This window comes from Alphaproteobacteria bacterium, from assembly GCA_033344895.1.
Lineage (GTDB): Bacteria > Pseudomonadota > Alphaproteobacteria > UBA8366 > Aestuariispiraceae > Pacificispira.
In genome coordinates, this window is the sequence record JAWPMN010000001.1 from 1355877 (window position 1) to 1381298 (window position 25422).

Consider the following 25422-nt stretch of genomic DNA (forward strand, 5'->3'; position numbering starts at 1 on the left):
TCGGCTTGCAATTGACTTGCTGTACGGATTGGACGGTCTGTGCGATCCCGGCACAAAGGTCGTGCCACGCCCCCGCCTTGTTCTTTATGGCGTATGGGGATAGCACGGAGAAATAGGAAGGCCAAGGTGGCGAAAGCCCCTTCCGCGCCGTCCCACACAACTCCAAAGTCCTGGATGAGCCCGCCCGTAACCGAAGTCGACGTTCCCGCCGCGAAACACGCGCCGCCCCGGGCGCCAGTTCCGGCGAAACCGGGGAATCCGATGCTCGGCGCGGCGCTGATGACCATGGCCGCCCTGTTGTTTGCCGGGCTGAACGGTCTGGTCAAATACGCCTCCAATCTGGGCCTCGATCCGTTACAGATATCCTTCCTGCGCAGCGTCTTCGCTGCCGGCGCCATGATGCCCTTCCTGATCCGACCGATCCTGGTAAACGGGATCGGCTATCTGAAGCCGGTGCGACCGGGCTTGATGCTGTTCCGGGGAGCGTCCGCCTGCATCGGCGTCATGCTGTGGATGACAGCGGTGACCATGCTGCCACTGGCGGAAGTGACCGCGATCAGTTTCACGGCGCCGCTCTTCGCGACCGTCGGCAGTGCCTTGTTGCTGGGTGAGACCGTGCGTGCCCGGCGCTGGTCGGCAATCGCGATCGGCTTTGTCGGTGTTCTGATCATCCTGCGGCCCGGCATGATCCCGCTGGAGACCGGCGTCTTCTGGGCCATCGGCGCCGCCGGAGGCATGGCGGTCGCGGCCCTGGTGATCAAGCTCCTGACCAGAACCGAACCGGCCGACCGGATCGTGTTCTGGACCAATGTGGTCCTGACATTGGGCACGCTGGGCCCGGCCTTATGGGTCTGGACGCCGATGACGATGGAGATGTGGCTGGTCGGCATTGCCATGGGTGCGGTCGGCGCGGTCAGCCATATCTTCCTGACCAACGCCTTTGCCGCGGCGGACGCATCCATCGTGCTGCCCTTCGACTATACCCGACTGCCCTTTGTCGCCGTGGTCGGCTTCTTCGCCTTTGGCGAAACATCGGACCTGATCACCTGGCTGGGGGCGGCGCTGATCGCGGGATCGGCCTTCTACGTCGCCCGACGGGAACAGCAGATCGCCAGGAAGGCGCAAAATGCGGCGCGGACCGGCGCCGCATCCGGCTAGACCGCGATCGTGCCGTATCCGGCGACCAGGGTCAGAATCAGCGCCGTCAGCACCCCGATTGTCAGAATTTTGCGCAGCCGACCGTACCAGGCCGGGAACATGCCGACCGCAACCGCCTTGCGATCGACCAGATAGGCCAAGGCGAAGGCAACGGCAAAGCCACCCAGAATGACGTGTGGATCCGGCAGCAGCAGCAATGCCCAGCCGAGGGTTGCCGGTGTCACCGACCATAACAGGCGGGCCCAATTCGGCCGGCAGGCATCGCCGGCCAGCGCCCGCCCCCAATGCACCCCGCCGAGAAAAGACAGGATCACGGCGGCATAGCCGAACTGCATGATCAGGGCGTTGTGCATCAGCGAGGGATCGCGGCTCCACAAGCCGAGGGCCGGGGCAAAGAAGGGAATCAACCCCGCCAGCCCCAGGATCAGGGCCGGTTTCGGGATGGCCCGGCCGGGCGTATCCGTCCCGGCCATCAATGCGCCTCCGCCCAGCTCTTGCCGGTCCCGGCCTCCACGACAAGGGGCACGGCAAGATCGAGGATCGGCGCCGCGGCCCCTTCCATGACTTCCTTCACACAGGCGATGACCGCGTCTGCCTTCCCCTCGGGCGCCTCGAAGACCAGTTCGTCATGCACCTGCAGCATCAGCTTGGCGTCCTCCGAAAGGCCGGCATCCTCCAGCGCCTTCGGGATGCGGATCATGGCGCGCTTGATGATATCGGCGGCACTGCCCTGGATCGGCGCGTTGATCGCCTGACGGTCGGCATAGTTCCGGCGCATCGGATTCTTGTCGTTGATGGTCGGGATATGGATGCGGCGACCGAACAGCGTCTCCACCCGTCCGTGCTTGCGGCAATAGTCGACGGTTTCGTCCATGAACTGCCGGATGCCGGGGAAGCGTTCGAAATAGCGGTTGATGAAATCCTGGGCCTCACTGCGCGCCACCCCGATCTGGTTTGCCAGGCCGAAGGCGGAAATGCCGTAGATGATCCCGAAATTGATCGCCTTGGCCTTGCGGCGGATATCCGGCGTCATGTCGGCCAGCGGCACCCCGAAGACCTCCGACGCCGTGGCCGCGTGAATGTCCTGACCATCCCGAAAGGCCTGGATCAGCGGCTTGATATCGGCCACATGGGCGACGAGGCGCAGCTCAATCTGGGAATAGTCCAGCGAGATCAGCGTTGAGCCTTCCGGCGCGACGAAGGCCTGGCGGATCTTTCGACCTTCCTCCGTGCGGATCGGAATGTTCTGCAGGTTCGGATCGGTCGAACTCAGCCGCCCGGTCTGGGCCCCTGTCATCATGTAGGAGGTGTGGATGCGCTTGGTCTTCGGATGGATTTCTTCCGGCAGGGAGTCCGTATAGGTGCTCTTCAGCTTCGACAGCATGCGCCAGTCGAGGATCTTGGCGACGATGGGATGGGCGTCGCGCAACGGTTCCAGGACATCGGAATTGGTCGAATAGGCCCCTGTCTTGGTCTTCTTGCCGCCCTGCAGGCCCAGTTCGTCGAACAGGATTTCCCCCAACTGCTTCGGGGAACCGACATTGAAGTCGCGGCCGGCCTCCTTCTTGATGCTGTCCTCCAGTTCCACCATGCGTTTGCCGAAGTCGCTGGACATCTGACGCAGAACCGTCGGATCGGCCAGAATGCCGCGGCGTTCCATGGCGGCCAGAACCGGCACCAGCGGGCGTTCGATGGTCTCGTAGACCGTTGTCAGCTTCTCCTGCAGCAGGCGGGGCTTCAGGATTTGCCAAAGGCGCAGGGTGATGTCGGCATCCTCGGCAGCATAGTCACAGGCCTTGTCCAGCGGCACTTCGGCAAAGCTGATCTGCGATTTGCCCTTCCCCGCGACCTCGGAATAGGCAATCGGCTTGTGGCCCAGATGCAGCTCCGACAGTTCGTCCATGCCATGGCCATGCATGCCGCCTTCCAGCACGAAACTGATCAGCATCGTATCGTCGATCGGACCGACCTGAACGCCCTCATTGGCAAAGATCACCGCGTCATACTTGATGTTCTGGCCGACCTTCAGGATGCCCGGATCCTCCAGCATCGGTTTCAGGATCTCGAGCGCTTCCGCCTTCGCAATCTGCTTCGGCGGTTCCGCACCGCCGCCCAGAAGATCGCCGCCCGATCCCGGCGCCACATGGGCGACCGGAATGTAGCAGGCCTTCCCGGCCTCGACCGACAGGGATATCCCGACCAGTTCGGCCCGCATCTGGTTGAGCGAGGTCGTTTCCGTATCGACGGCAACGACCCCCGCCTTTTCCGCCATGGCGACCCAGGCTTTCAGCCTATCGACATCCTGGACCAGTTCGTATTCCGCGTCCGCCGGGGCAGGCACATCCGCCGCCTTGTCCTGCGCGCCGCCGGCCTCCGAACCGTCCCCGACCCGGGCGATCAGCCGTTTGAAACCGTTCGCCTGCAGGAAATCCATCAGGCGGTCCTTGTCGATGTCCCGCCGTTTCAGCTCCGTCAGCGGGGTCGTGACCTCGACATCGTTCTTCAACAGCACGAGCTGACGCGAGACGCGGGCAAGATCGGCATGCTCGATCAGGTTCTGACGGCGTTTCGGCTGCTTGATCTCCTCGGCCCGCGCCAGCAGCGCTTCCAGGTCGCCATATTCGTTGATCAGCTGTGCCGCCGTCTTGATGCCGATCCCCGGTACGCCCGGCACATTGTCCGTGGAATCCCCGGCCAGGGCCTGGACATCGACGACACGGTCCGGACCGACACCGAACTTCTCCACCACCTGGTCATGCTTGATGGCGACATTCTTCATCGGATCCCACATGGAGACCTGATCGTCGACCAGCTGCATCAGGTCCTTGTCGGAGGACACGACGGTCACCTCGGCCCCCAGCTTCTTCGCCTGCTCCGCATAGGTCGCGATCAGATCGTCCGCCTCGAACCCTTCCATCTGCAGGCAGGGCAGGTTAAGCGCCTCGACGGCTTCATGGATCAGGGGGAACTGCGGGATCAGCTCTTCCGGCGCATCGGGCCGGTGTCCCTTGTAATCGGGATAGATCTCGTTGCGGAAGTTCTGACGCTTGGCGTCGAAGATAACGGCCACATAATCCGCATCCGTCTGCTCGATCAGGTTCAGCAGCATGCTGGTGACTCCGAACACAGCATTCGTCGGCGTCCCGTCGGCTCGATTCATCGGCGGCAGCGCGAAAAACGCCCGGAAAATATAGCCGGAGCCGTCGACGAGATAGAGATGCTTGGGAGTTTCGGACATGCGGATCGGGCCCTCGAACGGAATGGCGTGGTACGGTGGCCGCAGTATGCCCGCGCCGGTCGGATCGGGAAACACCGCAGCCGCTTGAATTTCCGGCCCTGCTGACCAAAATAGGAAGAGCGGGCGAACGCCTATGAAGGGTTCGCGGCCGCGGATCGGCTCTCGCTTGATCGCCGCTGAAACGGGCGATCGCAAGGAGGAGGCAGCCCATGGCGCGCATGACGCTGTTCAACAGCCCGCTTCTGCTGGGCTTCGACGAGATTGAGCGGACCCTCGACAGGGTTGCCAAGATGTCGTCGGACGGATATCCCCCGTATAACATCGAGCAACTGGACGAAGACCGCATTCGGATTACCTTGGCTGTAGCCGGATTTTCCGAAGAGGATCTGACAATCCAGCGCGAAGACGATCAGTTGATCGTCATCGGACGGCAGGCTTCCGAAGACGGGGAGGAGCGCATTTTCCTTCACCGCGGAATTGCCGCCCGTCAGTTCCAACGCCGGTTTGTCCTGGCGGAAGGAATTGAGATCGACGGCGCAACGTTGAGCAACGGCTTGCTGGATATCGACTTGCGCCGCCCCCGGCCCGAAGCCCGCGTCGAAAAGATCGCGATCAATTCGGGACGGAAAACGAAATCGGCCCGCGCGCCGAAAGCCTTGGACGTCGAAGATGCCTGAGGCGAAGGAGAAAGAGATGGAAACGACCGACCTGAAATCCCTGACCCTGGACGAGTTGCTCGGCCTCGGCGCGGGAGACGTCGGCTATATTCGCCTCGTCGAAACCGACGAAGGCCCGCAATACGAACTGCGCGACGCGGACGGCAGCCAGCTTGCCACCGCCGCGACCGCCGACGCGGCCCTGTTCGCCGCCGAACACCTGGATATCGAGCCGGTCACGCTGCACTAGGCAGAACCAGCACGCCCTCTTAATCCGGAACAGGAAGATAGGTCGAGCGAACCTGCTCTGTCAGGTCGGCGTCGACCGCGCCCGGCCCCTCGTAGATCACCGTGATGCCGACCATCCCGTCGGCCTTGTCGCCATCGCTGGACAGCGGCAGCGCCAGCCGTTCGGCGCGGGTATACCGCCCGACCGAGCGATAGACGAAGCCGTCGGTATGGAAGATCGCGGGCTCCGTCAGGATGCGCAGCATGATGGCGTTCACCCGGTCGAACTCATCGGGCCGGACCAGTTCCGACAGCAATTTTCCACGAACGCTTGTTAAACCCGTCGCAATCGACACCGCCTCCCCGGCAAGTCGATAGCGGATCGTGCCGTGCTCGGCTTCGTAATCGCACAGCCAGATTCCCGACAGGATCGGCCCCAGGTCGAGCGGATCGATGTCGTGCCGGGACGGCAGGGCCCGCGCACCCCGCGCCGCGCGCCAGTAATCGAAAAGCGTCCAGAGTTCCTTGTGCTGAAAACAGGAATAGGGTCCACGGTCGAACGCGGGGAAAGCATTACTTGTCACAGGAGCCTCGATCGCCCGGAAGGTATTCAACTGACTGCAGATGTTAGGCGATGGACGGGATCAGCACAAAGAAATAGCGGCGCCCCGCATGCGGAGCGCCGCCAAACCCGGTCAGCCTGCCTGGCACCTCAGCGTGGCGCCAGAACCATGATCATCTGACGCCCTTCCATATTGGGGCGCTGTTCGACCTTGGCAGCCTCGTCCATTTCTTCCTGAACGCGCTTCAGCACTTCGAGGCCCAGTTCCTGGTGCGCCATTTCGCGTCCGCGGAAGCGGAGCGTGACCTTCACCTTGTCACCTTCCTCGATGAACTTTCTCAACGAGCGCATTTTGACGTCATAGTCATGCTGCTCGATGTTCGGGCGGAACTTGATTTCCTTGACCTCGATGGTCTTCTGCTTTTTCCGCGCCTCGTTCTTGCGCTTCTGCTGTTCGTATTTGAACTTGCCGTAATCGAGGATCTTGCAGACCGGCGGATCGGCATTGGGTGAAACTTCGACCAGGTCCAGACCCGCCTCTTCAGCGATCCGAATCCCTTCTTCAACCGTGATCACGCCGTGATTTTCGCCGTCGTCATCGATAACGCGAACTTGCCGCGCCGTGATTTCCTCGTTGACGCGGGGGCCCTCCTTGGTGGGGGGAGGAGCGTAGTGTGGTCTGCGTATAGGAGCCTCCTCGACCGATTCCCGGCCGGTGTCGTTAATGTTGGGTAACCATCCGTTCGGTATGCGGAAGGCGTGCAGGTAACCCCACACGCCCGCACCTGAACACTTTTAAGGCGTGCCCGAAGGCATACGCGCTTCTTCCTTTAGGATATGGATTGCGTCGTCGAGCGCAAGAATTTCCTGATCCTTGCCTCCCAGACGGCGCAAAGCCACCGTACCTTCGTCCTGTTCGCGCTTTCCGACGACCAGAACCGCAGGAACTTTCTGAAGCGACAATTCGCGAATCTTCAGATTGATCTTTTCGTTCCGCGTGTCGCTTTCGGCGCGAAGCCCGACCGCGCGCAGCTTGGCCAGAACCTCGGCCGCGTATCCGTCGGCATCATTGGTGATCGTCGCCACGGTCGCCTGGACCGGGGACAGCCACATCGGGAAGCGCCCCGAGAACTGTTCGATCAGGATGCCGATGAACCGTTCGAACGACCCCAGGATCGCGCGGTGCAGCATGACCGGGCGATAGCGGTTGCCGTCCTCCGCCATATAGGTGGCATCCAGGCGTTCCGGCAGGACGAAGTCGACCTGCAGGGTGCCGCATTGCCAATCCCGGCCGATTGCATCGCGCAGCACGAATTCCAGCTTCGGCCCGTAAAAGGCACCTTCGCCGGGATTCAGCGTGAAGGACGCGCCCGCCGCTTCCGTCGCCCGTTTCAAGGCTTCCTCGGCTTTGTCCCAGGTCTCGTCCGACCCGGCACGAACCTCCGGCCGGTCGGAGAACTTGATGGCGAATTCCTCAAACCCGAAATCGCGATAGATCGACGCCAGGAGGTCGATGAAGACCTTGGTCTCGGATTCGATCTGATCTTCGGTACAGAAGATATGCGCATCGTCCTGGGTAAAGGCGCGCACACGCATGATCCCGTGCAGCGCACCAGACGGCTCATACCGGTGGCAGGACCCGAACTCGCCCATCCGGATCGGCAAATCGCGATAGGACTTGATGCCCTGCTTGAAGATCTGCACATGGCCGGGGCAGTTCATCGGCTTCAGGGCCAGCATGCGCCGGCTCGCGCCGTCTTCGGACGTGCTGTCGGATTCATCGACTTCGGCGATGAACATGTTCTCGCGGAACTTGTCCCAGTGGCCGGATTTTTCCCACAGCGCGCGGTCGACGAGCTGCGGCGTCTTGACCTCGACATAACCGGCCTTGTCCAGACGGTCGCGCATATAGCGTTCGATGGTGCGGTAGACCGTCCAGCCCTTCGGATGCCAGAAGATCGACCCCCGTGCCTCTTCCTGAAGATGGAACAGGTCCAGCTCCCGGCCCAGGCGGCGGTGGTCACGCTTCTCTGCCTCTTCCAGGCGGTGCAGATAGGCCTTCAGCTCCTTCTCGTCGCGCCAGGCGGTGCCATAGATGCGCTGAAGCTGCGGATTGTTGGCGTCACCGCGCCAATAGGCCCCGGCTAGGCGCAACAGCTTGAACGCCTTGCCCAGACGGCCGGTCGACGGCAGATGCGGGCCGCGGCACAGGTCGATCCAGTCGCCCTGGCGGTACATCGTGATGTCCTCGCCCTCGGGCAGTTCCCAGACCCATTCCGCCTTGAAGCTCTCGCCCTTTTCGGCAAACAGTTCGGCGACGTCCTTGCGCTCCCAGACCTCGCGCACGATCGGCACGTCGCGGTCCACGATCTCCTTCATCTTGGCTTCGATGGCCTCGAAATCCTCGGAGGAGAAGGGCTGTTCGCGGTGGAAGTCGTAGTAGAACCCTTCCTCTGTCGCCGGCCCGAATGTGATCTGGGTCCCGGGGAACAGTTCCTGCACCGCCATCGCCAGCACATGGGCGGCGTCATGGCGGATCAGTTCCAGCGCCTCATCGTCCTGGCGCCGGATCAGTTCCAGCTTCGCATCGTTTTCGATCGGGCGGTTCAGATCCCATTCCGTGCCATCGACACGGGCCAGCACCGCGGCCTTCGCCAGGCCGGGGCCGATTTCGGTCGCGACATCCAGCGCCGTGACCGGGCCGTCATAGGATCGCACACTGCCGTCGGGAAGGGTAATTGCCACCATGGCGTCTTGTCTCCATCCAGGTCCCGTCAACCAAACGGGGCACCGTTTCCGGATCGCGGGTATCTCGGCCCGTTTCGAAGGGCCGCCCCCACAACCTGTCAACGTTCGGTTCCGGCACCGCCTCGCCCCTACGAAGGACGTTTGGACGGCACCGCTCGTCAAATAGTCGAACGGCCGGGGTGTATCGCAGCCCCGAAAGCGGGGCAAGGGAATTCGCTCACGCCAGCCGGGCGCAGGCCGCCAGAACGTCCAGCTCGTTCAGGCCCGAAAGGCTCGGCACGCGCAGGATTGTCACCTCCGGCCCCTTCTGTCCGCACAGTTTCGGATCGGAGGCATGGGAATACAGAACCACACAGCGGCATCCGGCCACAGCGGCCAGATGCATCGGTCCGGTATCGTTGCCGACGGCGATCTCGGCGCGGCGCGCCAGGCTTGCCAGTTGGAACAGATCCGTCCGGCCAGTTAGGTCCAGCGCATCCGGGCAGGCGGCGGCGATGGCGCTGGTCCATTCGGCATCCGCCGCGGTGCCGATCAGTACCGGGGTCAGGCCCTCGGCGACCCAGCGCGCGGCCAGTGCCGCAAACCGATCGGCGGGCCAGCGTTTTTCCGGCCGGTGCGGTGCGCCGCCCGGTACCAGCAGACCGATGCGCCCCGGCAGGTTCAGACCCGACAGATCGGCATTCATCCAGCCGACATCGGGCATCGGCACCTCCCGGATCCCGGCCATCGCCAGTTGCTCGCGCTGACGCTCCAGCGTGTGCATGCCGTTCCGTGCCGGATTGTCATGCGGATGAGACGCGCCGGGGGCTATGCCCGACAGACAGGGGCGATCCGGCCAAAGCAGCCACCAGTAGAAGCCCGACCTGTCCGATGTCTGCAAGTCGAACACCATGTCGAAACGACCCCCGCGCAGCCGGCTGCGCAGGGCCAGGTAGCCCAGCGGCCCACGCGGCCTGTCATCGATCCAGACCGTATCGAACCAGCCCGACTTCTCGGCCAGGCCCGCAAACGGCCGGGTCGTCAGCAGGGTGATCTCGGCCGCCGGCAGCGCCTTGCGGATCGCCTGGAACGGGCCCATGGCCTGCACGAAATCGCCCAGCGCGCCGAGTTTGATTATGAGGACCCTTTTCAGGCCGGTCGGGAGTTCCGCCATGACGAAGGATCTCAAGCCGCGCTGACGGCGGGCGCCTGCAGCAATTCCTGATAGACGTCCAGCGTGGCCGCGCACATCCCGGCCTTGGTAAAGCGGGCCCTGGCATTCTCGACGCCGGCCTGGCCCATGGCCATGCGGGCTTCGGGGCCCATTTCAAGTGCCCGGTCCAGCTTGTTCGCCAGATCAAAGGCATCGCCTGGCCGGAACAGCCAGCCGGTCACGCCATCTTCGATCTGTTCCGGCGCGGCGCCGTGGGCGGGGGCGATGACGACCCGGCCCATGGCCTGGCCCTCCACCGCGACCCGGCCGAACCCTTCCGGGTCCGTCGACGCGGAAATCACGATATCGGCCAGCTTCAGGGCCGCGGGCATGTCGTCACAACCGCCGACCGCATGGACCATATGATCGACCTTCAGACGCTTGGCCAGATCCTCGACCTCCCGGACATAGGCGTCGCGCCCCTGGGAATCACCGACCAGCAGGCATCGCACAGGCCGGTTGGCCATTTCCGCCAGCGCACGCAGCAGGAGTGTCTGTCCCTTCCAGCGCGTCATTCGTCCCGGCAGCATGACGATCGGCACGCCATCCGGCAGGCGCCAGCGCTCCGACAGACGGATCAGGCGCTCCGGCGCAACGTTCTCGCCGGAATACAGATCCATGTCGATGCCGCGATGGATGACCCGGACCTTAGTCCCGTCCGGTCGGTAATTGTCATGGATATGGCGGCGGATGAACTCGCTGATGGCGATTACACGGTCGGAACGGGTCATGACCGAATTGTAATAGCGCTTCAGCGGATTGTTGAAATTGTAGGTGCCGTGAAACGTGGTCACGAAACGCGCGCCGGTGCGTTGAGTCGCCCAGAGCGCGCTCCAGGCCGGCGCACGGCTGCGCGCGTGCACGATATCGACGCCCTCCGCCTGGATCAGGTCCGCCAGTCGGTCGGCATTGCGGCGCATGGTGAAGTAGTTTTTCGACGCCAGCGGCAGTTCGAAATGTTCGATGTCCGCGCGGTTGAGCTCCCGCGTCATCGGCCCCCCGGCCGATGCGACCAGCGGTCTGTAGCCAGCGTCCTTCAGGGCCAGCGCGACATCAATCGTGCCGCGCTCCACCCCCCCGGTAACCAGGGCGGGCAGTACCTGCAGCACCGTCCCGCGGTAGGTTTCCGCGGAGGTTTCGGCAGGCGCATCATCCGTGCTAGAGCGTTCCATCGTCACAATTCGTCAGTCCGTCGCCACCCGAAGGATACGCCCTGTCCATGTCCGAGAACGCATACCCGGATACCGTCAAAACGCTCGATCAGCCGGAGCCGGGCAGCACCGGTCGAGCAAGGATCGCATACCGGGATATCCCGCGCAACGCAAGCAGTCCGAGGGCTGAGAGCGGTGAAACGCCGGGAATCCTGTTCTGCGGTGGCTTCCATTCCAACATGGATGGCGGAAAGGCGGCTTTTCTGTCGGACCGGTGCGCCGCGGCCGGATTGGGCTTCGTGCGGTTCGATTACCGCGGCCATGGTCTCAGCGGCGGTGCCTTCGCCGACGGGACGATCGGCGACTGGTATGACGATGCCCGGCTGGTCTTCGATACCGTCTGCGACGGACCACAGATCGTCGTCGGGTCCTCCATGGGCGGCTGGATGGCGCTGTTGCTGGCGCGCGACCGGCCGGAGCGGATCAAGGGCCTGGTGCTGATTGCCCCCGCGCCGGATTTCCCGCGCCGGCTGATGCTGCCGCAACTGGACGCGGAGGCCCGGCAGGCCCTGGACCGGGACGGTGTCTGGCACCGCCCGTCGGAATTCGAGGAGGATCCCTACCCGATCACCCGCGCGCTGATCGAGGAAAGCGCCCAACATGAGGTTCTGGGCGGCACCAGGATCGCGGTGAACGGCCCCGTTCACATCCTGCACGGCACCAATGACGAAGTCGTGCCGCTGGCCCATGCGCACCGGGTTGCCGAACAGGTGACCGCCGACCGCGTCGACCTGGAAGTCGTCGCGGGCGGCGGACATCGCCTTTCGGACCCGCCCGACCTGGAACGGCTCTGGCGAGCGCTACAATCCGTGAGCGGCTGATCCGGCTATCCTGTTTGGCTCTGCCCCGTTCCAGTGGTGTTGCCCGCGCCGGACGACTGCGATTTGGCGGTGGTGCGGACCGTCTGCGCGAAGGTCGCGATCCGCTTCACGGTGTCGTACCAGAACGGTGTTCCCAGCCCGGCCAGCCAGCCGGTCAAGGCACAGCCAAGCAGGTAGAAGACCGGATTGGTCGTCAGTTCCTTCAAAAAGCTCGCCCGGATCTCGGGGATGGTCTTTCCTTCCCATCCCATCGGGATGGTATCGCCCAGATCCTCGACCTGTTTCTGGATAGCCTCGAGCTTTGTGTTGAAGTTCTTCACGCATTCGTCGAAGTTTTCCTGCCCCGGCTGACCGCATTGCTTCGCCAGATCGGCTTCAGCCATGGCGGTGATCTCTGTCTGTTTGGCAGTCACCGCCGCGCGCGCGACCGGATCGCTGATATAGACCGATATCAGGGTGAAGCTGTTGATGTTGAGCGCCAGCGCCACGAGAATGCCGATTCCGATCGACCAGCGCCGCGCCGATTTCCGGACCTGGGCCCGGAACATGTTGCGGAAGGCGTCGTAACGCTCCCCCACTTCGTCGAAGAATGCATCCGACTGGTCCTTCGCAGCCTCGATCAGCGCCTTCCCGAAGGCCGTCTTCTTGATCAGGCTGACCAGTTCCTCGGCGGTGACACTGACGATCGCCTGGCCATGAAGGTTGGTGCTCTGCAGTTCGTTGGACCCGTCCCCAGCCGGTACCGAAGGCGAGTCCTCCGACGCGTCCTTAAGCCTTCGCCTCAGATCCTGGAGACTGCTTTCCACCGCACCGTCCAGCGCATGCCCCAGCCTGCTTTCGATCCGGACCTTCTGGCGCGTGTAGAGACTCAGCAGTTCCTTCTCGGCAAAGGTGCGGATAGCCTTCGCGGCCTGTTCCCTCTTCGGGCCCGCCACGGCATACATGACGATCCGGTTTACCAGAATGGCGATGGCCAGCATCGATAGTGCAAAAGCCAAGGCCGCATCGACGTAGGGCATTTCCCCCTCCCTGCAGAATGCGATCACAGGTAGCACATTACAGGAAAGCGAGAAAAAACACTATCGGTTGCTCAAACTGTCATTTTGCCAGCAAAGCGGTCAGGGCAGCACGGTATTCTGGCCAGACAAGGCGAACGCCCAGTTCCCGCTTGATACGGTCGTTCGAAACCAGCTTGTTGTCGGAATAGAAGCTGCGCGCCATCGGCGACAGATCGGCTTCCTCGAACGGCACTTCCGGCGGCGGCTCCACGCCCAGCAGGTCGCAGGCGAAGGCAATCACATCCTGCGGCGGGGCCGGTTCATCATCACAGCAGTTGTAGGCCGCCCCGCCATTCGGACGGGCGATGGAGGCGCGCAGGATCTGCACGACATCGTCGCGGTGAATGCGGCTGAACACCTGTCCCGGCTTCACCACCCGCCGGGCACGGCCCTTCCTGACCGTTTCCAGGGCGTTTCGGCCCGGCCCGTAGATCCCCGCCAGCCGGAATGTCTGCACCGGACCGGCGGCGCCCAGACCGAACCACGCCCGCTCTGCATCGACCCGCCGCTGTCCGCGGGTGCCGCTAGGGGTCAGATCGAAGCTCTCATCGACCAGCCCGCCCTCATGATTGCCGTAAACACCGGTGGTCGAGAGGTAGCCGATCCAGTCGAACGGCGCCCCATCCCGAATGTCCGCGCCGTGATGATCGATCACCGGATCGCCCTCCGCATCGGGCGGCACGGAACTCAGAATGTGGCTGGCCTGGTGCAGCGCCTCGATTCCGGCGGCACCGAGCGGGCGACCGCGATCGAACAGATGGGCGTCCACGCCCGCTTCCATCAGATGGGCCTGTTTCTCGGGATTTCGGCAGGTCGCCGAAACCGTCCAGCCGTCGCGCATCAGCGATTCCGCCAGCGCCTGCGCACAGAACCCGTATCCGAAGACAAAGAGATGCGGCGCGGTTCTGGCGGAATCAGACATTGATGGCTCCCGAAAGATTGCAGGATTGGGTGCAGGAAAGAATTTGTACCCGATGCAGCGGCTTGGGCTTGCGTCGGCGGGTCGCGGCGACGAATTTAGGGGCATGCGCTATCGGCATCAACCTGTCCTCGCCGCCCTGATGTTCCTGGTCCCCGCGACCTTCATCCCGGGCGGCCTTCCCGCTGCGGCCCAGTCCCTGGGCACCGTGGATGAGAAACAGTATCAGACCTGCATGCAGCAGACCCGGATCGACCCGTCCGCAGCCTTCGAAATGGCGCTGGGCTGGCAGGATCTGGGGGGCGGAGTCCCGGCCAAACACTGTTCCGCCGTCGCGCTGATGATGCTGGGCCATTATCAGGAAGCCGCGTCGCGCCTGGAGGAACTGGCCCGGCAGATGCCGGACGAGGCCCCCAGCGAGATCGTCGCCGACATCCTGGCCCATGCCGGCATCGCCTGGATGGAAGCCGGCAATCTGGATCGTGCCTACAGCGTTCAGTCCGCGGCCCTGGAGCTGACACCGGACCGCCCGATGATTCTGGTCGACCGCGCACTGGTTCTGGGCCAGATGGACCGATTCTGGGAGTGCATCGACGATTTGAACCGGGCCATCGAACTGGACCCGACCGACCCGGCGGCCTTCACCATGCGGGCCAGCGCCTATCGTTTCGTCGAGGCCAACGGTCTGGCGATGGAAGATGCGAACCGGGCCCTGGAACTGGACCCGACGCACCCGGAAGCCCTGCTGGAGCGGGGAATCCTGCATCGACTGGCCGGGGATAAGGATGCGGCGCGGCGGGACTGGATCAAGCTGGTCGAGGAACATGACGGACGCCCCGCCGCCGACGACGCCAGACGGAATCTGGAACTGCTCGACGTGGCGCCGGCCGCGCAGTAAGCGCTTCGCTTCGCGGCGCCAACCGCTCCATCAGCCCGCCAAAGAAAATGCCCGGACCCTTCGGCCCGGGCATTCCCCGATCTGACTGTGCGAACCTGGATCAGGCGGCGTAGATGCCGGCCTTCCTGATGTCTTCGGACACGTCGGTTTCGAACTGCTTGAAGTTGTCCTGGAACAGGCCGCGCAGATTGCGGGCGGTTTCGTCATAGGCGGAACCGTCGGACCAGGTCGTCTTCGGCTGCAGCACGTCGTTCGGCACGTCCGGGCAGTTTTCCGGGACCAGCAGGCCGAAATTCGGATCCTGGACGCGGGCGACGGAGGCCAGCTTGCCTTCGATCGCGGCGCGCAGCATGGCGCGGGTATACTGGATCGACATGCGCTTGCCGACGCCGTACTGACCGCCGGACCAGCCGGTATTGACCAGCCAGCAGCGGGCCCCGGTCTTGGCCATCTTCTCGCCCAGCATCTTGGCATAGACCGTCGGATGGCGCGGCATGAAGGGCGCACCGAAACAGGTCGAGAAGGTCGCCTGCGGTTCGGTGACGCCGCGTTCCGTACCGGCGACGCGGGCGGTGTAGCCGCTGAGGAAGTGATACATCGCCTGTTCCGGGGTCAGTTCCGAAATCGGCGGCAGAACGCCGAACGCGTCGGCGGTCAGCATGACGATGTTCTTCGGCAGGCCGCCCATGCCCGTTGGCTCGACATTCGGGATGAAGTCGATCGGATAGGACGCGCGGGTGTTCTCGGCCAGCGATCCGTCGAACAGGTCGACTTCCCGGGTATGCGGATCGAACACGACATTCTCCAGGATCGTGCCGAAACGCTGGGTCGTGGCGTAGATTTCCGGCTCCGCTTCCTGGCTCAGATTGATCACCTTGGCATAACAGCCGCCTTCGAAATTGAAGACACCGTTGTCGGACCAGCCATGTTCGTCATCGCCGATGAGCGTCCGTGTACCATCGGCGGACAGCGTGGTCTTGCCGGTGCCGCTGAGGCCGAAGAACACGGCGACGTCGCCCTGCTGGCCGATATTGGCCGAGCAATGCATCGGCAGGACGCCCTTTTCCGGCAGGATGTAGTTCATCATGCCGAAGACGGATTTCTTGATTTCGCCCGCATACTGCGTGCCGCCGATCAGCACCAGCTTGCGCGCCAGGTCCGCCAGAACGAAACATTCGGAATTCGTGCCGTCGCGCTCCGGCACCGCGTTCATGAACGGCGCGTGCAGGATCGTCGCATCCGGCACGAAATCGGCCAGATCCTCGACCGGCGGACGGATGAACATGTTGCGGGCGAAAAGCGCATGCCATGGGCTTTCGGACACGACGCGAACCTTGATCCGATGTGCGGGATCGGCCCCGGCATAGAGGTCCTGGACATACAGGTCCCGGTTCTGGAGATAGACCGAAAGCATGGTATGCAGGCGATCGAAACGATCCTGGTCGATCGGGCGATTGACCTTGCCCCACCAGATCGACTCCCGGGTCGTCGGTTCTTCGAGGATGAACTTGTCATTCGGCGAGCGGCCGGTGTACTTGCCGGTCTGGCAGGCCAGCGCCCCGCCCTTCGTCACCGTGCCGAGGCCGCGGCGCACCGTGGCTTCGTACAGCGCTTCCGCGCCCAGATTCCAGTGCTGCGTCGCCGTGTTGACGACACCATGTTTACCCAGCCCGTAGGAGCTGCGCGTGACAGTTTTCTCGGACGCCAAGGTTTCCTCCTTGTTGCGCCGTACCGGTCTCGCTTAAACGATCTTGCACCGCCGCTCCGGGGCCGGATACGGGGTGCGGCGAGCCGGTGTTCCGGCGCCTTTCGATTGCCTACTCTTCGACCCAACCCGGCGGCGCGCGAACGACGGTTGCGAACACACGGATAGTCGTCCGCCGGGGCACCGGTTATACCGTTTGCGCACCATGTTGGCGAGTCGCGAATCCCTTAAATTCCGCGCTGCACCGCACCAAATCACGCCATTTGCCGCGCCCGTTTGACGCATCCGACGAGTTCGCGACGCACAGCCTCGGAATCTCCCGCCGCGCGGTCGAAATCCAGCCGGGCGACCGCCCCCTGACGACGCAGGTCGCAGCCCTCCGGATCGACCCCGGTCATGAACCAGCCAACGCCGTCCCGGCGCAGCAGCCGATTGGCATAAAGTCCGATCGCATCGAGATGATCCGCGTTCATATGCGCCAGAATCTCCGCTTCGGCGGCGGCCAGGGTCTCGGTTGATCCCTTATAGAGAAGCCCTTCAGCCGCCTCGACCCAGTGAATGCGTCCGAACCCGGCCACCAGATGCGCGCGTTCGGGCACGATGCGGTAGAGGTTGAAGTCCCGGAACCCGGCATAGAACCGCGCCGACGGGTGGCGCCGCACGTACCGGGTGCGCAGGAGGTCATCCTCGACCTTTTCGATCCGACCCTGAAGCGTCGCCCGTGCCCCCGTAAGGGGGTCGTCGAGCCCCGCCGTCCCGTCGATCATCAGGGAGACGCGCGGGTCGGCCTGAAAGTTCCGAGTATGGTCGGCCAGATCGCTGAGCAGCATCAGCGGTTCACCGACCGGAGTCGCCGCAATCAGTACCAGAGAGGCGTACGGGCCCGACCCGTCGGCCATCGACGTCGCCAGACTGGCGCGGTCGACACTGCGCAGCAGGCGTCTGCATGTTTCGGCCGGTGTCGGTTCCGACCCTGTCATCCTCTGTGTCATGGAGCGGAGTTTGGCCGCGCCGCCGCCCGCCGCCAAGCGCGAATTCCACTGGCAATGTTCCGGGGCTTGCGGCTAGAATCGACGAGTCCGCGCGCCGCCTTCGATTGGACAATCCGATGAGTTATCACGCCTTCCTGCCCGATCTTCTGATCGCCTACGGCGCCTATCTGATCGCCACCGCCAGTCCCGGTCCGGCCAATCTGGCCATCATGACAACCGCAATGCGAACCGGCCGTCGCGCCGGCCTGTTCCTGGCGGGCGGTGTCATCCTGGGATCGGCGACCTGGGGCTGTCTTGCCGCTGCCGGCATGTCGGCCATATTGGCACAATATGCGGAAGTCACTGAAATCATTCGGCTCCTCGGCGGGCTCTATCTTTTGTGGCTGGCCTTCAAGGCCATGCGGGCCGCGTCGCGAAGCGCCCCGAAGCAACCGGCCGAGACAGCGGACCGGCACTCCGACATCCGCTGCTTCACGCTGGGTCTTGCGATCCATCTGACCAATCCGAAATCGATCTTCGCCTGGCTGGCCATAATCGCAATCGCCATCACACCTACCTCACCGGGCTGGGCCGCCTTCGCGGTTGTCGGTGGATGCTGGGTTCTGGGGATCGGCGTGTTCGGCGGTTACGCGCTGGCCTTCTCAACCCGACGCATGATCGACGGCTATGCCCGTTTCCGACGGTGGATCGAAGGAGTCACCGCAATCGCCTTCGGGGTTGCCGGCATCAAGTTGATCACCGGCGCGCGATAAGCGGACCCCCGGCGCACTCCGCGCCGCGCCGGGGACCGGTTTGCGGCAGGGCGTTATTTCTCCGCCTCGACGGCATCGGCCATTTCGGCCAGGGAATGGAACTTCCATTCGGGCGTCACCTCGATCTCGGGCTTGCGAGTCGCGCCGAACCCTTCCTGGGCATGGCGACGGTAGATCCAGGCCCGGTTGAGGCCGAACTGCCCAGCCCGCCAGTGGTCGTGATACAGGCTCTCCGCGGTGTGCAGGATTTCGGATGGGGCGATTCCCATCTTGCCCATATCCTCGATCATCACCTCGTAGTTTCGCGGCGTCGGCTTGTAGGACCCGACATCCTGGGCGGTGATGATGTGATCGAATTCGACCCCCAGACGCCGGTTGCTGGCCGCGAAACCGGCACGGTGCACGTTGGACAGGATCGCCAGCTTGAAATGCTTCTTCAGCCGGCGCAGGGCTGCCGCGGAATCATCGAAGGCGGGCCAGTAGGGCACGGACTCTCCAAACCGGCGGTGATCCTCTTCGGTCAGCCCGCTGACACCCAGATCGTCGGCCATGCGGCGATGGGTTTCGGTCAGAACGTCACTGTAAAGCGCCGTCGGCATTTCGGATTGAACCGTGGATTCGTGGCGGGCGAAGGCTTCCAGCTGCGCGTCCCGAGAGATATCCAGATTGCCGACGGTCCGCATCGCCTGGGTTGCGACATAGACGCCGCTTTCCCAGTCGATCAGGGTGCCGTAGCAATCGAAGGTGAGTACTTTGAAGTCGGTCAGTTTCATGGCAACGGTCCTTTCGGGGCTTCGGTTTTCCGAACATTTAGCCCCCGCCCGCCGGGAAGTCTTGTCCAGGACTGCCGACTTCTAGATCGAGACTCCCGTAGCGGGATCGCGGCCCTTGCGATAGGCTGCCGGCGTCGTGCCCGTCAGCCGCCGAAAAGCGCGGGTGAAGGCGGTCTGGTCAGAAAAGCCGCAATCCTGCGCGATCCGGGCGATCGGCAGATCCGTGCCACTGAGTGCCGCCCGGGCACGGCGAATGCGGATCGTGGTCAGATGCGCCTGCGGTCCGGTGCCGATCCAGGTCCGGAACAGGTCGTAAAGGCGGCTTTCACTGAGCGCCGCCGCCTGGGCGATATCCGCCACGGTCAGCGGCTTGTGGCTTTGCGCCTCCATGAAGGTGATCGCCCGGCGCAACTGACGGGGTTCGGTCTTGCCCTGCCCGGTCGCGATGCTTTCCAGGGCTGTTGCCAGCAGCAGGCCCTCAATCCCGCCATCCGACAGGCCGCGCGCCTCCACGAACCGAAGCAGGTGAAACAGCGCCGGATCAAGCGCGAAGAACGGGTCCCGGCGGTCTTCCGCGGCCGCGTTCAGAAGGTCCGATCCGCCTTCCGGCACATCCAGAATGGCGCAGCGTGCGGCCCGGTGACCGATGAAGGCATGCAGATCGCCAGACGCAACCAGCGCGCCCCGAATGTCGTCGACGAAACCGCCGCGCCCCTTGGCCTCCAGTTCCAGCGCGCCCCTCAACGGCAGCACGAACTGATGGTGTCCATGGCTGTGGGCGCGCACCTCGCCGCGATAATCGCGCAGGGACAGTTTCGATTCCCGCTCCGCCACCGGTTCGCCCGCCTCTTTGGAAACGTTGCCGGACAGCATAGCGGGTCCCGATCAATGCCGGAAGTGGCGCATGCCGGTGAAGACCATCGCAATGCCGGCCTCGTTCGCGGCGCGGATCACTTCCTCGTCGCGCATCGAACCGCCCGGCTGAATCGCCGCCGTCGCCCCGGCCTTGACCGCTTCCATGAGTCCATCCGCAAACGGGAAGAATGCGTCGGACGCGACGACGGAGTTTTCCGTACCGACCTGCTCCTTCGACTTCCACGCTGCGATCCGGGCGCTGTCAACGCGGCTCATCTGCCCGGCGCCGACACCGACCGTGGCCCCTTCGCGAGCATAGACGATGGCGTTCGACTTCACATGTTTCGCCACGCGCCAGGCGAACAGCATGTCGGTCATTTCCTGATCGGTCGGCTGACGCTCCGTCACGACCTTGAGGTCTGCGCGATCTACGCGACCATTGTCGGTGTTTTGGATCAGCAGTCCGCCGGCAACCGTGCGAACCTGTGTCCGGACTTCCGCCGGATCCGGCATCTCGCCGGTGCGCAGCAGCCGGACATTCGGCTTGGTTGCCAGAACCTCCCGGGCGCGCGGGCCGAATTCCGGGGCGATGACGACCTCAAGGAACAATTCCTTCAGCTTTTCCGCCAGATCGAGATTGACCGAGCGGTTGACCGCGACGATCCCGCCGAATGCGGACACCGGATCGCAGGCCAGCGCCTTGTCCCAGGCTTCGGCCACCGTGCCGCCGGTCGCGACGCCGCAGGGATTGGCATGCTTGACGATCACGACCACCGGCTCATCGAATTCCGCGGCCAGTTCGAAGGCCGCGTCGGCGTCGTTGATGTTGTTGAAGCTCAATTCCTTGCCCTGCAGTTGTTCGGCATTGGCGACACCCGGACGGTGGTCGCCGGCGCGTGTGTAGAGCGCCGCCTGCTGATGCGGGTTTTCGCCATAGCGCAGCTTCTTTTCGCGTCGGCCGGCCACCGCGATCCGCTTCGGCCAATGCTCTTCCTGCTGTGCACCGAACCAGTTGGCGATGGCGCTGTCGTAAGCCGCGGTGCGGGAATAGGCCTCGCGCGCGAGGAACTGACGCAGTTCCAGCGACGTCATGCCTTCATTCTCATCCATGGCCTGCAGGATGCTTTCATACTCCGCCGGGTCGGTCGCAATGGTCACGGTCTCGTGGTTCTTTGCTGCCGCGCGAATCAGGGCAGGGCCCCCAATGTCAATGTTTTCAATGCATTCCTGGTAGCTGGCACCCGAAGCGACGGTTTCAACGAAGGGGTAGAGATTGACCACGACCATATCGATGGGTGCGATCGAATGCGTCTCCATCGCGATGCGGTGCTTCGGGTCGTCCCGCCGGGCCAGGATTCCCCCATGGATCGACGGATGCAGCGTCTTGACCCGCCCGTCCATGATTTCCGGGAAGCCGGTATGGTCGGAGACTTCCGTGACCGCCAGGCCCGCTTCCTTCAGGATCTTCGCAGATCCACCGGTGGACAGAAGCCGCACCTTGTGCCGGGCGAGACCCTGGGCGAATTCGACCAGACCGGTCTTGTCTGAAACGGAAATCAGCGCGCGCTGGATGGGATGATCGCTCATGGCGGGTCTTTTCCTTCGTGGTCGTTCCGGCGTCTCGGCAGACGGCAGGTTCTATTCCGCGATATGCCGCATGTCGAGCGGCTGTTCCGAACCGGATGGCGGGTCGGTTTCCGAAGTGGAGTCCGAACCGCGCATTGCATCGGATCGGGCGCCGACCGTAGTCGGATCGGCCTCGTATTCCGGCACCAGGGCGCTGATTCGTCGCAGCACATCTTCGCCGCGGCGTTCCCGGGCCGCCTGCTCCAGGTCGTCCAGCGCCCGGCGCATTTCGTCCAGGTCGCCGGTGCGGGGCGCGGCCAGGGTCATTCCCGGGGCGCGGGTCGGAAGTTCCGACTCACCGCCATGCAACAGCTCTTCATACAGCTTTTCACCCGGCCTCAGACCGGTGATACGGATTTCGATGTCCTTTCCGGGCCGCAGGCCGGCCAGCCGGATCATCTGGTGCGCAAGGTCCATGACCTTCACCGGCTGCCCCATGTCGAGCACGAAGATGCGCCCGGCGGCCTCCGCGTCTTCCATCCCGACGACGGCGGCCTGGAGCACCAGTTCCACCGCCTCTCGCACCGTCATGAAGAAACGGGTCACCTCGGGGTGGGTGACCGTCAGGGGGCCGCCGGCCGCCAACTGGCGCTGAAACAGCGGCACGACGGAGCCCGTTGACCCCAGAACATTGCCGAATCGCACCACGACATAGCGGGTTCCGCCCTCGGCTCGCGATACCGGGTCCAGTGCCTGGATATAGGCTTCGGCGATGCGCTTCGTCGCGCCCATGACATTGGTCGGATTGACCGCCTTGTCGGTCGATATCTGCACCATGCAGGCAACCCCCGCCGTGCGGCAGGCATCTGCGACGATGCGGCTGCCCAGCGCATTGGTCAGCGTCCCCTCGACCGGATTTGCTTCGACCATCGGCACGTGTTTCAGCGCCGCGGCATGGAACACCAGTTCCGGGCGGATGCGGGCCATGGTTTCCTCGACCCGCTTGCGGTCTCGGACATCCCCCAGCACCGCTTCGCGCTTCAGCCCTGGCCGCGTCTCAGCCAGTTCCATGTCGATCTGGTACAACTGGTATTCCGACGCGTCATACAGCACGAGTTCGGCCGGGTCGTTCTCGGCGATCTGACGCACCAGCTCCGATCCAATCGTGCCGCCTGCTCCGGTCACGAGAACACGGCGCCCCCGGATCAGGGCGGCCATGGACTCCCGGTCCAGCGGCTGCTGCGGACGCCCCAGCAGATCCTCCACCGCGACCGGGCGAACGGCCAGACGATCCGATTCGACGCCGGCCCGCAGTTCCGTCAGTTTCGGGGCGCGGGACACGCTCAGGCCGTGCTGTTCCGCCTTGCCGACCACCTGACGGACCAGCTCCCCGTCCAGCCTCTCCTTCGTGATGACCAGCTTTCGCGGCGGCGCGGGCGCACGCTGGATCACCGTCGCCAGATCGTCCAATGTTCCAACCACGGGAACATTGTGAATCTCCCGTCCGACCCGCGTGCCCTTCTCGTCCAGAATACCCACGACCTGATAGGGGGAGTCCGTGTCACGGCGCAGTTCACGCAGAAACAGCTCTGCACCGTCCCCGGCGCCGACCAGCAGCACCGGCATTCGGTTCGGATCATTCACGGTCAGGATGTTGTCCAGCCGTCTGTCCTTCAGCAGCCGGTAGAGGAATCGCGGTCCGCCCAGCATCGCCAGAAGCACGAACCAGTTGATGATCGGCAGTGAGCGCGGAACCTGTTCCAGTCGCGTGATGATGAACAGAAGCGGCAAAAATATCAGGATGATGATGGTCACAGCGCGGGTCAGCGCGACCAGATCGTTGATCGAGGCGTAGCGCCAGATCCCCCGGTAGAGACCGCTGAACAGGAAGACCGCCGCCGCGATTCCGGCGAAGATCGCCGTCCCCTGCCAAAGGTACCTGTCGGCCAGAAAGGGCATCGAATCGCCGACGCGCAGATAGAGCGATAGCGGAAAGGATGCCCCCGCCATCACGACATCGTGGGCAAAGGCGATTCGCGCGCGTTTATGGCGTAGCGGCCCCAACATACGTCGCGTATAGCGCCGCCCCGCATTCCGCGCAAGCGGGCGAAGGGTTATCGCCCTCCCTCACCGGGCATGGCGCCGCAGATAGGTCCAGGCCGTCTTGTCGATGCCGTCCTCGGTCGACACCGGCGGGATCCACCCATCCATGGACCCGTCGGATGTGAAGGTCTCCGTCAGGCGTGATACGGCGGCGTGGCTGCCGGTCAACCGCCCCAGGACGCGCATCAGCCCGGGTGGCACCGGGAACAGGCGACACGGGCGCTCCATTCCGGACGCGATCAGACGGGTCAGTTCGGGCAGGGAAAGATCCTGCCGGTCCTTGGGATGATAGATGCCGGGTCGGCATGTCATGGCATGGCGTACCGCATCGGCCAGATTGCCGACATGGATCAGGCTGCGGCGGTTGCGGATCGCCGCGAAAGGCAGCGGCCACCCGGAGGCGACGAGCCGCATCAGGCGTTCGAAATTGGCCCGAACGCCTGGACCATAGACCAGCGGCGGACGCAGAATGACGACATCCATTTCGCCGGCCAGATCCTGAATCGCGGCTTCGGCCTCGGTCTTGCTGACGGCATAGGCATCATGCGGGGCGGGCGGATCGTCCGGTTTCACATCGGTTCCGGATTCACCCAGGACCTTGATCGTACTCATGAACAGGAAACGGCGGATACCAGCTTCGCGGGCCTGCCGTACCAGGGTTGCCGTGCCGTGCAGATTCACTTCGCGATAAGCGTCGTCCGCATCATCACCGGCATTGTTCATGATATGCACGCGGGCCGCCAGATGAACGACCGCATCGCATCCTTCCAGCACCGCGCGCCAATCCGTCCCGCGGTGAATCTCGCCGACTTCGTGCCGGCCGACGGCCCGCACGGTATACCCGGCCGCCTCCAATCGGGTGCAGACGGCGCGACCGACAAATCCTGTCGCACCGGTCACCAGGACCGTCGCTCCGGGTTTTATCGGGTCATCCACCACAACAATCCTCCAACAGCAGCGACGGCCAAACATACTGCGATCACGGGCTGAGACAATGATAGCAGCGCCGCTGCGATCAGACCGGCATTCACGCATCCGATCGCGGCGGAAATACGGCCATGTGCGTTCGCCCGCGCAAGACCACGCGACAGGCGCGCCGCAACGGCACGCTGGTAGAAATGTTCGCGATGCGCCTGCCAGACCTTTTCGAATCGCGCCGCCCGGCGCAGCAGGGTCAGCCCGGCATCGGCCAGATAATAGGCCGGCAGCAGCAATGCTGGCAGCCAGTATCCTTTCACCGCCAGAAACAGCAGAAACCAGCCGAGCAGAAAACCGAGCGGCACACTGCCGACATCGCCCATGAAAAGCCGGGCCGGCGGACGGTTCCACCACAGGAAGCCCAGCGCCGCTGCGGCCAGCAGCAGCGGACCTGCGACCGGCAGGGTTTCCGCGGGCAATATCGCGGCAACCGCGACCAGACCGGCCGACACGCCGATTGTCTCGACGCTGGTGATCGCGTCGATTCCGTCCATGAAGTTGTAGAAGTTCACGAAGCCGGCCCAGAGCAAGACCGCCAGGACCGCGTCCAGCCATCCGGGAAGGATACCCTGGAAGACCAGACCGTCCCCGGGCAGGAGCCAGAGCCCGGCCACGCAGGCGGCAAGATGAACCGGCAATCGGATGGCCGCCCCCAGGGTGCGCAGGTCGTCCAGCCAGGACACCGCGCAGAGCAGCACCGATGCGGCCAGAATGCCGGGATGAAGCCCGGTCGCCAGGTCGGGCCTGAACAACGACACCGCCAACCACCCGATCAGAATCGTCCCGACGATGGCGAGGCCGCCGCCGCGGGGCGTCGGCACCTCATGATTGGAGCGTTCGTTCGGCGCGTCCAGAATCGCCCGCCGTTTCAGCCAGGACAGGACAGCCCCGGTCAGGACAGCGCCGGTCACAGCGAGGGCCAGAAAATATGACAGCCAGAACAGCATGTCAGCGGTTTACGGGCAGTCGTCGGACGGAGGCAAGAAGAATTGAGCGCTGATCAGGTGGC

Annotated in this window: 23 protein-coding genes; 6 read left to right on the plus strand and 17 right to left on the minus strand. The window is 63.9% G+C overall.

The genetic code is table 11. The features are described 5' to 3' along the window. Nucleotides 1-174 precede the first annotated feature (174 nt). The gene (locus R8L07_06605) at nucleotides 175-1158 is read left to right on the plus strand and encodes a DMT family transporter (GenBank protein MDW3205199.1); all 984 of its coding nucleotides are present in this window, start codon (nucleotides 175-177) and stop codon (nucleotides 1156-1158) included. Here R8L07_06605 and R8L07_06610 read toward each other — a convergent pair. Both R8L07_06610 and polA read right to left on the minus strand, forming a co-directional pair. After that, the gene (locus tag R8L07_06610; GenBank protein MDW3205200.1) at nucleotides 1155-1631 is read right to left on the minus strand and encodes a DUF3429 domain-containing protein; all 477 of its coding nucleotides are present in this window, start codon (nucleotides 1629-1631) and stop codon (nucleotides 1155-1157) included. The genes R8L07_06605 and R8L07_06610 overlap by 4 nt on opposite strands. Further along, a complete protein-coding gene (gene polA, locus R8L07_06615; GenBank protein MDW3205201.1) occupies nucleotides 1631-4396 on the minus strand; it encodes a DNA polymerase I in 2766 nt (921 codons plus the stop codon). The genes R8L07_06610 and polA overlap by 1 nt, the downstream gene beginning before the upstream one ends. Before the next feature lie 209 nt (nucleotides 4397-4605). Between polA and R8L07_06620 the strand changes: the two genes are divergently transcribed. Next, entirely contained in the window at nucleotides 4606-5073 is a 468-nt protein-coding gene (locus tag R8L07_06620) for an Hsp20 family protein (GenBank protein MDW3205202.1), read from the plus strand. Continuing rightward, complete coding sequence (locus R8L07_06625) at nucleotides 5066-5302, plus strand: hypothetical protein (GenBank protein ID MDW3205203.1); 237 nt, start codon at nucleotides 5066-5068, stop codon at nucleotides 5300-5302. The genes R8L07_06620 and R8L07_06625 overlap by 8 nt, the downstream gene beginning before the upstream one ends. A 19-nt stretch (nucleotides 5303-5321) precedes the next feature. Here R8L07_06625 and R8L07_06630 read toward each other — a convergent pair whose 3' ends face one another. The 5 genes from R8L07_06630 to R8L07_06650 form a co-directional block, all read right to left on the minus strand. Next, nucleotides 5322-5864 (minus strand): PAS domain-containing protein, encoded by a 543-nt coding sequence (locus R8L07_06630; GenBank protein MDW3205204.1) that lies wholly within the window; start codon nucleotides 5862-5864, stop codon nucleotides 5322-5324. 128 nt (nucleotides 5865-5992) lie between these two features. After that, nucleotides 5993-6529 (minus strand): translation initiation factor IF-3, encoded by a 537-nt coding sequence (gene infC / locus R8L07_06635; GenBank protein ID MDW3205205.1) that lies wholly within the window; start codon nucleotides 6527-6529, stop codon nucleotides 5993-5995. Nucleotides 6530-6637: 108 nt separating this feature from the next. Then, nucleotides 6638-8590: a threonine--tRNA ligase gene (gene thrS / locus R8L07_06640; protein MDW3205206.1), complete on the minus strand. Its 1953-nt coding sequence runs from the start codon at nucleotides 8588-8590 to the stop codon at nucleotides 6638-6640. Nucleotides 8591-8807: 217 nt separating this feature from the next. Further along, complete coding sequence (locus R8L07_06645; protein MDW3205207.1) at nucleotides 8808-9743, minus strand: glycosyltransferase family 9 protein; 936 nt, start codon at nucleotides 9741-9743, stop codon at nucleotides 8808-8810. Between the two features lie 11 nt (nucleotides 9744-9754). Beyond that, on the minus strand, nucleotides 9755-10954 hold the full coding sequence (locus R8L07_06650; protein MDW3205208.1) for a glycosyltransferase family 4 protein: 1200 nt from the start codon (nucleotides 10952-10954) through the stop codon (nucleotides 9755-9757). A gap of 47 nt (nucleotides 10955-11001) precedes the next feature. Here R8L07_06650 and R8L07_06655 point away from each other — a divergent pair, with 47 nt between their 5' ends. Further along, nucleotides 11002-11814, plus strand: a complete 813-nt coding sequence (locus tag R8L07_06655; protein MDW3205209.1) for an alpha/beta fold hydrolase — start codon at nucleotides 11002-11004, stop codon at nucleotides 11812-11814. Between the two features lie 5 nt (nucleotides 11815-11819). On the opposite strand, the gene R8L07_06660 is transcribed toward R8L07_06655, so the two are convergent. Together R8L07_06660 and R8L07_06665 are read right to left on the minus strand one after the other, a co-directional pair. Next, a complete protein-coding gene (locus R8L07_06660; GenBank protein MDW3205210.1) occupies nucleotides 11820-12833 on the minus strand; it encodes a hypothetical protein in 1014 nt (337 codons plus the stop codon). A 79-nt stretch (nucleotides 12834-12912) separates the two neighbouring features. Then, a complete protein-coding gene (locus tag R8L07_06665; GenBank protein ID MDW3205211.1) occupies nucleotides 12913-13794 on the minus strand; it encodes an SDR family oxidoreductase in 882 nt (293 codons plus the stop codon). A gap of 103 nt (nucleotides 13795-13897) precedes the next feature. Between R8L07_06665 and R8L07_06670 the strand changes: the two genes are divergently transcribed. Next, nucleotides 13898-14689 (plus strand): tetratricopeptide repeat protein, encoded by a 792-nt coding sequence (locus R8L07_06670; protein ID MDW3205212.1) that lies wholly within the window; start codon nucleotides 13898-13900, stop codon nucleotides 14687-14689. 100 nt (nucleotides 14690-14789) lie between these two features. Here R8L07_06670 and R8L07_06675 read toward each other — a convergent pair whose 3' ends face one another. Together R8L07_06675 and R8L07_06680 are read right to left on the minus strand one after the other, a co-directional pair. Beyond that, a complete protein-coding gene (locus tag R8L07_06675; GenBank protein ID MDW3205213.1) occupies nucleotides 14790-16397 on the minus strand; it encodes a phosphoenolpyruvate carboxykinase in 1608 nt (535 codons plus the stop codon). A 251-nt stretch (nucleotides 16398-16648) separates the two neighbouring features. Further along, on the minus strand, nucleotides 16649-17374 hold the full coding sequence (locus tag R8L07_06680; protein MDW3205214.1) for a DUF2470 domain-containing protein: 726 nt from the start codon (nucleotides 17372-17374) through the stop codon (nucleotides 16649-16651). 128 nt (nucleotides 17375-17502) lie between these two features. Here R8L07_06680 and R8L07_06685 point away from each other — a divergent pair, with 128 nt between their 5' ends. Continuing rightward, nucleotides 17503-18138 carry a LysE family translocator gene (locus R8L07_06685; protein MDW3205215.1) on the plus strand — a complete coding sequence of 212 codons (636 nt, stop codon included), beginning with the start codon at nucleotides 17503-17505 and terminating at the stop codon, nucleotides 18136-18138. Nucleotides 18139-18191: 53 nt separating this feature from the next. On the opposite strand, the gene R8L07_06690 is transcribed toward R8L07_06685, so the two are convergent. From R8L07_06690 to R8L07_06715, 6 genes are all read right to left on the minus strand, one after another. Then, a complete protein-coding gene (locus R8L07_06690) occupies nucleotides 18192-18911 on the minus strand; it encodes a haloacid dehalogenase type II (GenBank protein MDW3205216.1) in 720 nt (239 codons plus the stop codon). 81 nt (nucleotides 18912-18992) lie between these two features. Further along, a complete protein-coding gene (locus R8L07_06695; GenBank protein MDW3205217.1) occupies nucleotides 18993-19784 on the minus strand; it encodes an AraC family transcriptional regulator in 792 nt (263 codons plus the stop codon). A 12-nt stretch (nucleotides 19785-19796) separates the two neighbouring features. Further along, nucleotides 19797-21353 (minus strand): bifunctional phosphoribosylaminoimidazolecarboxamide formyltransferase/IMP cyclohydrolase, encoded by a 1557-nt coding sequence (gene purH, locus R8L07_06700; GenBank protein MDW3205218.1) that lies wholly within the window; start codon nucleotides 21351-21353, stop codon nucleotides 19797-19799. Nucleotides 21354-21404: 51 nt separating this feature from the next. Then, entirely contained in the window at nucleotides 21405-23342 is a 1938-nt protein-coding gene (locus R8L07_06705; GenBank protein MDW3205219.1) for a nucleoside-diphosphate sugar epimerase/dehydratase, read from the minus strand. Nucleotides 23343-23459: 117 nt separating this feature from the next. Then, entirely contained in the window at nucleotides 23460-24371 is a 912-nt protein-coding gene (locus R8L07_06710; GenBank protein MDW3205220.1) for an NAD-dependent epimerase/dehydratase family protein, read from the minus strand. Beyond that, entirely contained in the window at nucleotides 24356-25360 is a 1005-nt protein-coding gene (locus R8L07_06715) for a glycosyltransferase family 4 protein (protein ID MDW3205221.1), read from the minus strand. Before R8L07_06715 ends, R8L07_06710 begins: the two co-directional genes overlap by 16 nt. Between the last annotated feature and the right edge of the window lie 62 nt (nucleotides 25361-25422).

Coding starts and splice junctions, on each gene's coding strand:
- R8L07_06695 (MDW3205217.1), bottom strand. CDS start 19,784: ATGCTGTCCGGCAACGTTTCCAAAGAGGCGGGCGAACCGGTGGCGGAG.
- R8L07_06605 (MDW3205199.1), top strand. CDS start 175: ATGAGCCCGCCCGTAACCGAAGTCGACGTTCCCGCCGCGAAACACGCG.
- R8L07_06660 (MDW3205210.1), bottom strand. CDS start 12,833: ATGCCCTACGTCGATGCGGCCTTGGCTTTTGCACTATCGATGCTGGCC.
- purH (MDW3205218.1), bottom strand. CDS start 21,353: ATGAGCGATCATCCCATCCAGCGCGCGCTGATTTCCGTTTCAGACAAG.
- R8L07_06715 (MDW3205221.1), bottom strand. CDS start 25,360: ATGCTGTTCTGGCTGTCATATTTTCTGGCCCTCGCTGTGACCGGCGCT.
- R8L07_06670 (MDW3205212.1), top strand. CDS start 13,898: ATGCGCTATCGGCATCAACCTGTCCTCGCCGCCCTGATGTTCCTGGTC.
- R8L07_06645 (MDW3205207.1), bottom strand. CDS start 9,743: ATGGCGGAACTCCCGACCGGCCTGAAAAGGGTCCTCATAATCAAACTC.
- R8L07_06680 (MDW3205214.1), bottom strand. CDS start 17,374: ATGACAGGGTCGGAACCGACACCGGCCGAAACATGCAGACGCCTGCTG.
- R8L07_06665 (MDW3205211.1), bottom strand. CDS start 13,794: ATGTCTGATTCCGCCAGAACCGCGCCGCATCTCTTTGTCTTCGGATAC.
- R8L07_06650 (MDW3205208.1), bottom strand. CDS start 10,954: ATGGAACGCTCTAGCACGGATGATGCGCCTGCCGAAACCTCCGCGGAA.
- R8L07_06705 (MDW3205219.1), bottom strand. CDS start 23,342: ATGGCGGGGGCATCCTTTCCGCTATCGCTCTATCTGCGCGTCGGCGAT.
- R8L07_06685 (MDW3205215.1), top strand. CDS start 17,503: ATGAGTTATCACGCCTTCCTGCCCGATCTTCTGATCGCCTACGGCGCC.
- R8L07_06690 (MDW3205216.1), bottom strand. CDS start 18,911: ATGAAACTGACCGACTTCAAAGTACTCACCTTCGATTGCTACGGCACC.
- polA (MDW3205201.1), bottom strand. CDS start 4,396: ATGTCCGAAACTCCCAAGCATCTCTATCTCGTCGACGGCTCCGGCTAT.
- thrS (MDW3205206.1), bottom strand. CDS start 8,590: ATGGTGGCAATTACCCTTCCCGACGGCAGTGTGCGATCCTATGACGGC.
- R8L07_06625 (MDW3205203.1), top strand. CDS start 5,066: ATGCCTGAGGCGAAGGAGAAAGAGATGGAAACGACCGACCTGAAATCC.
- R8L07_06655 (MDW3205209.1), top strand. CDS start 11,002: ATGTCCGAGAACGCATACCCGGATACCGTCAAAACGCTCGATCAGCCG.
- R8L07_06620 (MDW3205202.1), top strand. CDS start 4,606: ATGGCGCGCATGACGCTGTTCAACAGCCCGCTTCTGCTGGGCTTCGAC.
- R8L07_06610 (MDW3205200.1), bottom strand. CDS start 1,631: ATGGCCGGGACGGATACGCCCGGCCGGGCCATCCCGAAACCGGCCCTG.